Origin of the sequence: Gilliamella apicola (assembly GCF_003202655.1) — a bacterium.
GTDB classification, from domain to species: domain Bacteria; phylum Pseudomonadota; class Gammaproteobacteria; order Enterobacterales; family Orbaceae; genus Gilliamella; species Gilliamella apicola_R.
In genome coordinates, this window is record NZ_QGLR01000010.1 from 128963 (window position 1) to 142202 (window position 13240).

The window sequence follows — 13240 nt, forward strand, 5'->3', positions numbered from 1 at the left end:
TTTTCCTTTATAAACATAGAGTGACTCCTGCATTTGCATATATTAATAGATAAAATTATCTCTATCTAATATTATTTATATAAATAAATTTTATCTTAATAAAAAATAAACGAAAACAACAAATTAAGCTGTTTTTAGCTATTTGTGCTATATGTTATATATTCTTTCATTACTTTTTTAATAGTATTTCACATATTAATCTCTCTAATCCCCCTTTTATCTTGATTACACATCTCAATAACATTCAAGAGATGCTCGTTATAGCTAACACTATCACCGAACGTCATTTTTTTTGGCGGTAAATTTGGCATGCAATCACTGAGCAGATTTACTGGCATCGGCTGATTCACGTAGACTTTTCGCTCTGTTGTACAGGCTACCAAAGATATACATAGCACGAACTGATTAGCGCAATCATTATCTTTGAGTTGTTCATTGATCTGCTCCTGACGTGAAATAGATTGATTTTCTAGCTCACGTTTTGATTGTTCGTTAGCTGCGATGATTTGGTTGTTTTTAGCGATTGTTTGCTGTAGTTGATTAATTCTATTAGTTAGCTCGAATTTATCGTTTTTGAGTTGCTTTCGCTCTTGATAATTGTTGTAACCGAAATAGACAACTAGCACAAAACTAACGATGATTAATGCAATACCTAATATTTTTGATTTATTCATACATCATCAAAATAAAAACGCAACTATATAATTCCAAATTTCAGGGTTAACATATTTTTCATATAAACAAACAATTGAGATGGTAATTAATGTTGATATGACCCATGCCATTATTTCTTCAAATAAATACGTTTCTACAACTAACGATATTGTCTCATTACCATGAGACATTAAAACTATCTCTCTCATTGATTTTCTGTTGATTATTCCAAGCCACTTAAACAGTGTACTATCCTTTCGTATGGAAAGTTATTTAAATCAATTCGTTAAGATAAATGGTCTTACCGCCTTGCTTAACAGCAGTTAACACGATTTTGCGGTTATTGTACGGACTAAATCCAATATGACCCCATTGGTTGTGCTCATGGATTAATTTGTCAAACTGAATTGACAACGATGTTAGACAAACAACCAATTCTTAGCAAGCAAGCTGTCATTCTAATTAACTAACATGAAGATTTAAGCATGCCAATAAAAGACCTTAACAACATCAACAGGACTTATATCATGATGATATTAAGCAGGCGTTAAAACAGAGCTTTGAATAGTTTGCTAATGATATTTTTGAACAAGTAGACAGTGGTGCTATGACATATAAGCAAGGCGCGGAAAAAATCAAGGAAGAAAAAAGAAGTCTTTCGAAACAATCAGGAGAATGGCTACAAAGAGGATTAGTAATTTTGGGCGGTTTAGCCATGATTTCAACTGACATACTCATATGTACCAACAGGTGTAGGTTGTGTGATTGGTTCATACATTGGTCTAAATGGTGTAAATAGCATACAGGAGGAAGAGCCACCGCACTATTATTTGTGTACGATCCCTAATGGAGAACAATATAAGATTAAATGAGATAAAGTATTGCGAATGTTCATAATTGTTATTTATTATCGATAGCCACCCTGTCCGCCTGCTATTATTTCCGCTACTCTCGTTTTACAGAACAGGATTATAAATATAATACATCTTTAAAATAGATTCGACGGATTCTGATAAATTGGTCGTATTTGTTTTTAGGAATAGAAATCAACATTTGTTCTAAGAAAAATTTTTTCCGTGACGTAGATAATGATTTTTTTAATTGCGTCTGCTATATTTTTGGTATTGGTTTATTTACCATACGCTGGGTAGAAAAAATAACACATCCATTTAATGATAAAAAATAGCAGGCAAATTAACAAACAATAACCGCCTAAATGGTGTTTTTTTATGCCTAAAATTCATAAACATTCAATTTTAACTTCAAACGCTGCAAAAACACACCGCAAACAATTTTACAATCACAATGCCAATCACACGGCAAGTATTAACCAAGAACTTTACAGAATGAGCCTATGAGAATGACAGTTAATGTCTAACTCTTGGGTTGTTTATTCTGTGTGAGACGTAGGCTCATTCTATAGAGGATATCATATGACTTTAACTCAAATTAAATTTGAAGATTTAACTAACGAAGATAGGCTTGAAATAAATAAAAAAACTCATAGTTAGCCTTGCCAACATGGTAGGTGAAAATTATCAAAATTATTTGTCAGGGACTCAATCAAATATTCAAGAGGTAACTGACAATATTAGTGAATTTTTTGATGCTCTAAGATTTATTGGTGTGAGATCATCTCATTTTATAAATGCAATGCTATTAACAGGTTTTTTCAATGAGTTAATGAATAAGAACAAAGGAAATAATGTCAAGAATTACTTTGTCTATGCTCTTTATTGCAAAGAAACTGGAATGACTAAAATAGGTAAAACGACAAGATTTAAACAGAGAATGAAAGAAATTCAAGATATGTTCTCTGGAAAATTGCAACTAATATTGAAAGTATGCGCAGCCCCAAATTTAGAAACAAAATTACACCAAAAATATAGCGGATTTAGAAATCAAGGTGAATGATTTTTATTGGATGAAATAACACGAACTAATTTAAAAAAAATCAACAATTGAGCAAAACAATCAAGAAAAAAGAACTGGAAGAGTAATGGCAGATCAAATTATTGATTTAATGCCATTATGACCGAATCTTATAGAAATTAATGATGAATATAAATAAGCCTGAAATTCAATACAACTTTCTAAAAAAACAAAGCTGGCATGCCTTCAAATTTAATAGTGTGTTGCTCACGTCTCATAAAAAAATATACAGTTTCACCTTTAAAAATCATCTGGTATTGGCAATCCAAAGTCTTTGTTTGTAATGGAAGTGAATATACATTTCTGTCTTTCTTTTAATAAAATCAATTACTGATCTATCATTTGAATCTCGGTAATCATAAATTTCATAGCCATTTAACACGTCTTTGATAAAGACAATTTTGACACGATCTTCATCTTCTATTGGCTGAACATAATCAAAATATTTATTAAAATAAAATTTTTTCTTAACCCAATTATCTTATGACCAACTTGCGTTACTCGTAGTTACGCATCCAACTAAATGCATTGTCAGCGTTAAAACGCGTTTATTTTAAATAAATTACTAATCTCACTTAAAAAGTGTTTTTATTGATAATTAGTCATAGTCAACCAATTTTTACCTTTATCAATATGGTTTTTGAAATTCACCTGTTTTCTTTATATTTTCGAGACATTCATTATAATTATTGTCCAGATATTGCTTTTCTTTAAAGGTATCACGTTTATCTGTTGCATGATTCACGATAGCGTCCACAAATTTATTACCTAAGGTATCACGAATTCCCTGAATCGTGTTTTCTGGGTCACCGTTGGCTTTTAAATCAAATAATAATTCACCCAAAACATAATAACTATGACAATTAGCACTCGCCGTTACGCCATTTTGAAAATTTATATCTTTTAACTCATCAATTGGCATTTGTTTATCATCAGCAAACGAATTTAATGAAATAAAAATTAAAACAACTGTCAAATAATATAATACTTTTTTCATACCATCTCCTTTTTGAGTAATGATATTTTAATTAACAATTCCGAGCAATAAAAAGTTCTATATAACAATAAGCTAGAAGCAGATATGTGATAAACTTTGTTACTCATTAGACAAATAGCGATTTTGATTTTAACCATTTCATTTATTGTCTATAAAAGGGAGAATATGGGGGGATTTCAGGTTCAAAAACCTATTTCTCACTTTTTTGTTTTTAAAAAGTGCCGGTTTCAAAATTTTATATCTGCTAAAATTTTTTCTAATAGCTCATAAACTAATAGAACCCGTTTTGGGGTTATCGTTTGATATGGACGGTAGAGATAAAATGACCAGATTTCAGTTTCGTGATTATCAAACACAACTATTAGTTCGCCTGAGTCAAGGTAACACTGGCAGTCTTGGCGGGTAATTGGCGCAAAAATTCGACCAGCCAAGGCCGCTTGCAATAAGCTTGTTAAATCAGTAGTGACAACACTTGGATTATTCAGCGGTATCGGTAGGTCCCCTATAATCCAATCCCATGCTTTACCACTATTCGGATTAAAAATATTACCAACCGGAAATTTTTGTGCCAATTCAAACATATCTTTTGGCAACCCAGTTTGAGCGATGAGTTTAGGCGATGCCACAATCAGCTCTTGCATAACACAGATTTTTTTAGCGATCCAATGTTCCTCTGGAGTTTTACTGATGCGAATACCTATGTCGATTTGGTCGTCTACGGTTTTTAGGATCTCAAAATCCGTCCGCCATTCGATGTTAATCTGTGGATATGGCTCAAGTGCCGTCAATAGGCGATATAAGATGCAGTCAAAATAGGGATACGGCGGTAAGGTTATTCGAACTGTACCACGCAGTTCATCTTCTGCATTTTTTGAGGCGCCAAATAACTGTTCTTCTTCCTGCAAAAATCGAACCGCTTTAGGTAAAAATGCCTCACCAAAATCAGTCAAGGTAATGCTTCGGGTATTTCGTTTAAATAGCGGTTCACCCAAATCCGCCTCTAACTCGGCAATCATTCTGGTAATGACTTGTGGAGAGACCGAAAATCGTGCCGCCGTGTTTTTAAAACTTAACACTTCGGCCGCTATCACAAAATATTTCAACGCATCTAAACGATTCAATTCATGATCTCATTTTTAGGAATTGTGTTTTCTTATTTTATTCATTTTAAGGAATCATCGGGCACATTACAATGCATTTAGCAACTAATTAACAAGCCAAACATTTAACCAATTGGTGTTACTTTATTGATAAGGATTTTATTATGAACACATTATTTTCTGATCGTCATTATGCAAAATTATCTGCGACTACTGAAGCGGGAATATCTTTAGCTAGCCCTACTCAGACATCATCGCAAAGAACTTACCACTACATAGGTGGTAACGTGAAAACAAAAGGTTATGCGGCTTTTGATGAATCAGGAGAGCTGCGTCTTTGGCAATTTGAGCGTCGCCCGGTTGGTGATAATGATATTCTAATCGAAATCAAATATGCTAGCATCTGTCATTCAGATATCCATCAACAAAAAGGTGACTGGGGCAAACAGACCTATCCGCAAGTACCCGGTCATGAGATTGTCGGCATTGTAGCAGCCGTCGGCAAACAGGTAACCAAATTTAAAGTAGGTGATCGTGCTGGTATAGGTTGTATGGTCGATTCTTGTTTAGAGTGTGATAGTTGTAAAACTGGCTTAGAACAATATTGCGATACAACGTTATTTACCTATGGTAATCCAGATAACCGCGAACCAACTACAATTACCCAAGGAGGGTACTCTACTCACATCGTAGTACGCGACCATTTTGCGGTACATATTCCTGATAATATTAGTTTACCTGAAGCAGCCCCTTTATTGTGTGCTGGTATAACTACTTACTCACCTTTAATGAAATATAAAATTAAATCAGGCGACAAAATCGGCGTAGTTGGTATTGGCGGCTTAGGACATTTAGCAGTGAAAATTGCGATTGCCAAAGGAGCCAAAGTCTATGCTTTTACTACCACAGCCGAAAAAGAACCAGAGATCCGTAAACTTGGTGTAGAAGAAGTGATTGTCGTCGACGATCTGCGTAAATTACAACCTTATAAAGGCAAATTAGATTATATGATTGCCACTGTGCCTGAACAGTTTGCTGCGGCGCAATACGCAGCCACCGTGAAGCCATTTGGTTATTTTACGGTTGTCGGAATGGGTAAAGATTTTATGCTGAATATTAGCAATATTGTAATGTCCTATTCACAAGTTAATTTTAATGCTTCATTAATTGGTGGTATTGCTGAAACCCAAGAGGTTTTGGAGTTCTGTTCTAAAACCGGAGTGCGACCACAAATTCAGCTGATCAGCGCGCAGCAAATAAATCAAGCATGGAAAGATGTGATAGCTAAAAAAGCCCGTTTCCGTTATGTGATTGATATTGCAACGATTTAGAGTTGATCGACAAATTAAAGACCAAATGAATCGTCAAAAAACATAAAGCAGATAATAGTATAAAAGGGAGAATACCAAATGCCTTTAAACACTACTGATAAAACATCAAATAAAAAGACCTTAGTCATAGTGTCACATCCCTACCCTGAACAATCTACCTTTATCAAAGGTTTACAACAGGTAGCTGAAGGTTTACAAGGTATTACGCTACGTAATTTAGAGAGTCATTATGGTTTCGATACTCGGGCAATTAATGTCAATGAAGAAAATCATTTTATGCAAACGCACAATCGTATCGTTTTTATGTTCCCGACACATTGGTTTAACATCACCCCAATGCTAAAGGCTTATTTAAATAGCGTTTGGAGTGGTGGGTGGCCAGATATATGGAAAGGTAAAGAAATGTTAGTGGTAACCACAGCTGGTGGCGGTAGTACAATCTATGGTAACAGTGGACGATTGGGGGTAGAACTTTCCGATATATTTCTACCAATGAAAGCCTCCGCCTTATATTGTGGCATGACTTATTTACCGCCATTAGTTTTTCAAGCGGTTAAACCTAACGAATTATCAAACTACCAACAACAATTGTTATCGCGGTTAAGTGAATAAACAGAAAATGATCAAGTTAAAATATTGTGCTTTTTTAAGGCATGACTAAATAGAAGCTACAATTAATTGCGAATAAAGGATTTGGGGATTTGGGGACTTTACCCCCCCATTCCTCGACCTTTTTAATACTATGAGCTTTAGCTAAAGTTGTCTTTTAGCGATCTTAGAAAAAATTTCAGATTTTTATTTATTTTTATGCGGTAATTATGATTTAACTGATGGGATTTTTTAAAATAATATTCTTAACCATCGGAATTCGAATAAGAATAAACCTTCAAGCGGCGGCTTTCAATGATTGATATAACCAATATAAGGTTGATGGAGTAATGTCAATATATCTATTTTGAACTATAAATAATCTAGTGACTTTCTTTTCGTTGCTATTGAGTTTGCAATAATGTTCATGACGTCAAACATTAAAGCTACACACCTTTTGCCCTTATATAGGGGCAACAATAATAACTTTATCTGCTGGTAAATAACAAGTCGCTTTTTGTTTAGCATCAAACTTGGCGACAGCTTATCCATCTAAAAATAAATTAATATCACATCATAACATCGGCTGCCAGTTAGTCCTTTATCTCCTAATAAACACTAATGTAGCGCAATCATTTAATTAAATTTGTGATATTGGAATATTTTACTTGCGGAATGAGTTTTAATTGATATTTAGCTAACGGTTATGTTGACTATCCTGCTCACTTAATAATCCAATGCTCAGTAAGTTTCTCATAGCATTGCTCGTAAATCTTTTATTAACAGACTGTTATTTATGGAATTTAGACGAAATCCCTCCTCCATGTTTTACAAATTTTTTACCTTATTTTTTTATGCACTTTTTTAAAACATAATTTCATTTTTGTCAGATAAAGGCGTTATAATAGCCACAATTTTTTATATGAAAATTTTAGGCCTCAAATTGAATCTTCTAAGTCGATTGAAGAATCTTCAACTTTATAAAAAGCGACGTTCTAATAATGTGCTGTTTTGGCGCGAAATTTACCCTTTAGCAATGCCAATTTTAATTGAGAATTTATCCGTCATTTTGATGGGTATTTTCAGTACGTTTTTAGTGAGTTGGATTGGTAAGGCCGAGATGGCTGCCGTCGGTTTGGCGGAAAGCTTTAATATGATTGTAATGTCATTTTTTATGGCTGTTGCGCTGGGAACGTCGGTGGTAGTGGCGTTCAGTTTGGGGCGACACAATCGTAAAAAAGCCGTGGTGGCAGCAAGGCAGTCGATTACGTTATTAGTTATAATTTCGATTTTACTGTTTTTGTTTGTTGAGTTTTCCGGATATTGGATTGTCGAAATTATTGCCGGTAAGGCCGATCCTGAAGTTAAGGAATTAACGCTCACCTTTCTAAGATTAACCGTTTTAGGTTACCCTGCCCTTGCCTTTATCTTAGTTGGTTGTGGTGCTTTGCGCGGCGCTGGTAATACTAAGTTACCAATGTATTTAAACATCATTATGAATATTTTGAATCTGTCGATTAGCTATGTTCTAATTTATGGCGCTTTTGGTTGGCATGGTCTTGGATTTATTGGAGCGGGTATTGGCTTAACGATGTCTCGCTATTGTGGGATGTTTTTTATTTTATTGGTGTTAACCATCAAACCAAGTCGAGCGTTATTTATTCCTTTCCGCAGTTACTTCCATGCGTTTAATGGCAAGATTTTAATCGATATTTTAGGAATCGGAATTCCGGCTAGTGTTGAATCGGTAATGTTTAACATTGGAAAATTGTTAACGCAAACTTTTGTTGCCGGTATGGGAACGTCAACGATTGCAGCTAATTTTATCGCATTCTCTATTGCTGGATTACTTAATTTGCCAGGCGGTACACTCGGTGCAACCTCTACAATTATTGTTGGTAAACGTATTGGTATGGGGCAAATCTATCAACCTACTAGGCAACTGAAGTTTATCTTTCATTTAACCAGTTTGTTACTCTGTTTTTTAGCGTTTTTATCGATTCCATTTGCCGGGCTCTTAAGTTCACTGTATACCGATGATCAGGAAGTTATCGAGATTTCCAAACATTTGTTATGGTTTAATGCGTTGTTTACCCCTTTCTGGGCTTCCTCTTTTGTTTTGCCATATGGCTTTAAAGGTGCTAAAGATGCCAGTTATACCATGTGGGTCGCCATCGGTAGTATGTGGATGTGTAGGATTGTAGTTGGCTATATTTTTGGCGTCTATTTTGGCTTTGGGGTGATTGGGGTTTGGTTTGGTATGTTCTTAGATTGGATCATTCGAAGCTTCTTCTTTTATCATCGACTTATTAGCGGTAAGTGGCTTTGGCGTCATCAAAAGCGGATTTGAGTTAAATTGAACACTTGACTCTTAATCAAGAGGTCAATAAACCTGCAATTATTTCATCAGTAAATCCATATCACACCATATCATTGCTAATGTTATGGTGCTAAAATATTTATCGATAACTTTTAGGTTATTGTTACCTCAATCCTTTAGCGCTTTATATTTAAAACGGTCTGTTAATTAACCTCTATGGTTGCCATCAGTTAACATTTTATATAAGTATAATAAGGAGTCCAAAATGAGAGTATCGTCAATTGCTATGCTAATCACCTTTGGATTAGCTAGCTCAACCGCTTTGGCACATAGTGCCGACCAAATTATTATTCGCGGTGGTCCTGTCTATGTTCATCCACAAGATAAAAGTGATCATGTTAAAGTTGGCGGTGCAAAGAGTGATCTTAAAGCTAAAGCCGATAATGACACACAACTTGGACTTAATTTTCAATATATGATTACTGATAATTTTGCTATTGAATTATTAGGCGCAACGCCTTTTAGTCATCAACTAAAACTAAGTGGCGGCAACTCAACTGGATTGGCTGGTGCTCATTTAGGCAAGATTAAACATCTACCACCGACATTAAGTGCTCTTTGGTATCCTCTTGATAGTAGTTATGAGTTCCAACCTTATGTTGGTCTTGGCGTAAATTACACCTTCTTTTTTGATGAAAAACTTAGTGGTGAAGCTAAAAAAGCCGGTTTTCATGGTTTAGATTTGGATAATTCTTTGGGTTGGACTGCACAAATGGGCGCTGATTACTCACTTGATGAAAATTGGTTGATTAATGCTCAAGTCCGTTATATCGATATTGAAACGAAAGCGAAAACGCATTTAGATAACACGAAAGTCACAGCAAAATATGATCTTGATCCATGGGTGGTGATGCTGGGTGTTGGTTATAAGTTTTAATGGTGTTAAAAACCTCTCAACTGAGAGGTTTTTATTATGTTATTTAATATCTATCCGCAATAGATCTATATTAACTAAATAATCCACAACAATTCACGGCAACTTGCCTATAAAAGAAGCCTATCAAATATCATCTTATCATTCATTATGATGTCAAATAAGCCTTATAAATTTGTGATATCAATCACATTAACCATATAACGTAATTAAGGTAGGCAAAATCATAATACTGTTTTAAAAATGAATTTTATAAACTCTATTTATTGTTATTTTCCTATAAGTTGTTAAAGCAACTGATAATTAAATAATAACCGTTTTATCTACATCATATTTTGATAATTAAAAGGAGTTTATGATGGATAATAATAGAAAATTATCAATCATGGAAAAAATTGGTTTTGGGATGGGGGATGCTGCCTGTGGTATTGTCTATTCCTCAGTGACGATGTTTTTGACCTATTTTTATACTGATATTTATGGCCTTTCTGCTGCTGCGGTTGGCATAATGTTCCTCGCTACGCGAATTTTTGATGCCATTATCGATCCTATCACCGGTATGGTCGCCGATCGCACTAAAACAAGATGGGGGCGATTTAGACCATGGTTGATCTGGTTTGCCATTCCTTATGCTGTACTGGCTGTTATGACTTATACAACACCAGATTTTGGTTATTCAGGTAAACTTTTATACGCATACGTTACTTATGCATTATTAATGCTTTGTTATACATTTATTAATATTCCTTATTGTGCTCTTGGTGGTGTTATTGCTCGTGATGAAAAAGATCGTTTATCTGCTCAATCCTATCGATTTACTATTGCATCAGCATCAGGGCTAATGGTATCAATAGGTACATTATTCTTAGTCGATTGGTTAGGAAAAGAAAATAAGCAACTCGGATTTCAGTTAACCATGGCGGTTATGGGCGTTATTGCAATTGGTATGTTAGTGTTCTGTTTTGCAACCACTAAAGAAAGAGTAGTACCAATTGAAGATAAAAATGTCAGTGTTAAAAAAGATTTAAAATGCTTATTAGGCAATGATCAGTGGTGTATTGTTGCTCTTATTACCTTCTTTTCAAGTATGGCTGGCGTTATGCGTAGTTCAGCAACACTTTACTATGCAACTTACTTAATGATGGGTGGCGTTAGCTCAGCAGCAGGTACAGCGATGAAATCAGCCTTTGTGTCAACATCGGTGGTTGGTACTATATTAGGCGCGATGGCTGCTGGTTATTTTGCTAAACGTTTTACTGCTATTCAACTTTTTAAAAATATTAATTTAACGTTATTTGTTATTGGCGTAGTAATGTTTTTTGTTCCACCTGTATGGTTAGCGGTTATTTTCCCACTCTATTTTTTAATTGGTTTTTTCCACTCCATGTATCAACCATTCAAATGGAATATGATGGCCAATGCTGCTGATTATGGTGAATGGAAATTTGGACGCCGAGCAACAGGTCTATCTTTTTCAGGTAATTTATTTGCCTTAAAACTCGGTATGGCAATCGCTGGGGCTTTAGTCGGAATCTGTTTAGGCTTATTAGGCTACCAAGCAGGTGTAAATGAACAAACACCATTAGCCACAATGGGCATTATTGGTCTTTTAACTATTGGACCAGCATTTTCCTATTTATTACTTTGGTGGTTAATGCGTTTTTATAAATTAGATGACAAAATGATGGAAAAAATTCAAAGTGATTTACTTGCTAGACAACAAAATAAAGATAGTGATGACTAAGATAGTATGTCGATAAGTAATAGTTACAATTAAAGGTTAATTATATGAGTTTAGATTATTATCACAATCCTATAATCTGCGGTGATTATTCCGATCCGGATATTGTCAAAGTAAATGATGATTTCTTTATGGTTTCATCTAGCTTTAACCATATGCCAGCATTACCGATTCTCCACTCAAAAGACTTGGTAAATTGGCAAATTATCAATCACGTTTTTGATGCCCTTGACTTACCGGGTTATGATGCAGTCCAACCCGGTAAAGGGGTTTGGGCGCCATCGATTCGTTATCATGATGAAAAATTTTGGGTGTTTTTTAGTACCCCGGATGAAGGTATTTTTATGTCTAATACCTCTGATCCTTGGGGGAAATGGAGTACCCCCCACTGCTTACAATCGGCACTAGGTTGGATTGATCCTTGTCCATTTTGGGATGATGATGGCCGAGCATGGTTGGTGCATGCCTTTGCGCAAAGTCGTTGTGGTGTTAAACATAAGTTACAGCTGTTTGAAATGGCCAATGATGGTTCAACATTGATTGGCAAAGGTCAAATTATTTACGATGGTACTACCGATTTACCGACACTTGAAGGACCAAAACTTTATAAACGCAATGGTTACTATTACATTTTTGCACCAGCTGGCGGTGTTGAAAATGGTTGGCAATCTGTGTTACGTAGCCGTGATTTAACGGGTCCTTGGACTGCACGCAATGTGCTATTTCAAGGCAATACGACAATCAATGGCCCTCATCAAGGTGGATGGGTCGAATTGGACAACAATGAGTGCTGGTTTGTACACTTTCAAGATGCCCATTTATATGGTCGTATTGTTCATTTACAGCCAATGTATTGGGGAGATGATGATTGGCCTCGCATTGGTGAGAGTATCAATAATGACTCTACAGGACAACCGGTATTATCATATAAAAAACCAACTGTGCTCTATCACTCAGAAGAGTATAAAATCCAAACCAGTGACGATTTCCAGCATGGTAAATTTGGTTTACAGTGGCAATGGCAGGCTAATCCTAATCCTGATTGGTTAATAGCAAGCGATCAAGGATTAGCCTTAAGTTGTTATCCATTACCTATTCATAATAAACAGCGTACACTCTATTTTGCACCTAACTTATTGCTGCAAAAATTTTCAGCATGGCAATTTACTGCGCAAACTCAACTTAAATTGAATGCTAAGCAATCAGGTGATTTGGGTGGTTTAATCGTTTATGGTGAACGTTATGCAGCGATTATGATCGGTTATGATAATGGCCAGTATAAGCTGTATTATCGATATGGCTGGATGAAAGATTCAGGTCAAGTTGACGAATATCAACAGGTTATCGGTCAATTATCTTCAGATCATTGCCAACTTAAAGTCGAAGTTGGTTTGAATGGTATCTGTCAATTTTACTATAAACATCATAAGACAGATTGGATTTTAATTGAACCTAGCTTCGCTGCTGGAAAAGGCAAATGGGTGGGTGCTAAAGTAGGAATTTTTGCTACAACTGAAGCAGATAATGCCATTGGTCATTGTCATTTTGATTACTTCAAGATTACTTAACGGTTTAATTAGATAAAAAACCCCCAGTAATTGGTTGGCCAACTATTGGGGGTCACTTCATATGAGAGGTTTTTT

General features: G+C 35.3%; 10 protein-coding genes. 7 read left to right on the forward strand and 3 right to left on the reverse strand.

Annotated elements, in window-relative coordinates; genetic code table 11:
* Positions 1–188: 188 nt before the first annotated feature.
* Positions 189–674 (reverse strand): Rz1-like lysis system protein LysC, encoded by a 486-nt coding sequence (gene lysC / locus DKK70_RS08790; protein WP_110433665.1) that lies wholly within the window; start codon positions 672–674, stop codon positions 189–191.
* A gap of 1501 nt (positions 675–2175) precedes the next feature.
* Between lysC and DKK70_RS08800 the strand changes: the two genes are divergently transcribed.
* Positions 2176–2568 (forward strand): GIY-YIG nuclease family protein, encoded by a 393-nt coding sequence (locus DKK70_RS08800; RefSeq protein WP_110433667.1) that lies wholly within the window; start codon positions 2176–2178, stop codon positions 2566–2568.
* A gap of 646 nt (positions 2569–3214) precedes the next feature.
* Here DKK70_RS08800 and DKK70_RS08805 read toward each other — a convergent pair.
* On the reverse strand, positions 3215–3583 hold the full coding sequence (locus tag DKK70_RS08805; protein WP_110433668.1) for a hypothetical protein: 369 nt from the start codon (positions 3581–3583) through the stop codon (positions 3215–3217).
* Positions 3584–3810: 227 nt separating this feature from the next.
* Positions 3811–4704, reverse strand: coding sequence for a LysR family transcriptional regulator (locus tag DKK70_RS08810; RefSeq protein ID WP_110433669.1), 894 nt, complete (start codon positions 4702–4704; stop codon positions 3811–3813).
* Positions 4705–4847: 143 nt separating this feature from the next.
* On the opposite strand from DKK70_RS08810, the gene DKK70_RS08815 reads away from it, so the two are divergent.
* The 6 genes from DKK70_RS08815 to DKK70_RS08840 all read left to right on the forward strand — a co-directional run bounded on the left by DKK70_RS08815 (position 4848) and on the right by DKK70_RS08840 (position 13165).
* On the forward strand, positions 4848–6014 hold the full coding sequence (locus DKK70_RS08815) for an NAD(P)-dependent alcohol dehydrogenase (RefSeq protein WP_110433670.1): 1167 nt from the start codon (positions 4848–4850) through the stop codon (positions 6012–6014).
* A 78-nt stretch (positions 6015–6092) separates the two neighbouring features.
* The gene (locus DKK70_RS08820; RefSeq protein ID WP_110433671.1) at positions 6093–6626 is read left to right on the forward strand and encodes an NAD(P)H-dependent oxidoreductase; all 534 of its coding nucleotides are present in this window, start codon (positions 6093–6095) and stop codon (positions 6624–6626) included.
* 898 nt (positions 6627–7524) lie between these two features.
* Positions 7525–8952, forward strand: a complete 1428-nt coding sequence (locus DKK70_RS08825; RefSeq protein ID WP_110433672.1) for an EmmdR/YeeO family multidrug/toxin efflux MATE transporter — start codon at positions 7525–7527, stop codon at positions 8950–8952.
* 235 nt (positions 8953–9187) lie between these two features.
* Entirely contained in the window at positions 9188–9859 is a 672-nt protein-coding gene (locus tag DKK70_RS08830) for an OmpW/AlkL family protein (RefSeq protein ID WP_034882574.1), read from the forward strand.
* Between the two features lie 355 nt (positions 9860–10214).
* Positions 10215–11600 (forward strand): glycoside-pentoside-hexuronide (GPH):cation symporter, encoded by a 1386-nt coding sequence (locus tag DKK70_RS08835; RefSeq protein WP_110433673.1) that lies wholly within the window; start codon positions 10215–10217, stop codon positions 11598–11600.
* 44 nt (positions 11601–11644) lie between these two features.
* Positions 11645–13165: a glycoside hydrolase family 43 protein gene (locus DKK70_RS08840; protein WP_110433674.1), complete on the forward strand. Its 1521-nt coding sequence runs from the start codon at positions 11645–11647 to the stop codon at positions 13163–13165.
* The last annotated feature ends 75 nt before the right edge of the window (positions 13166–13240 follow it).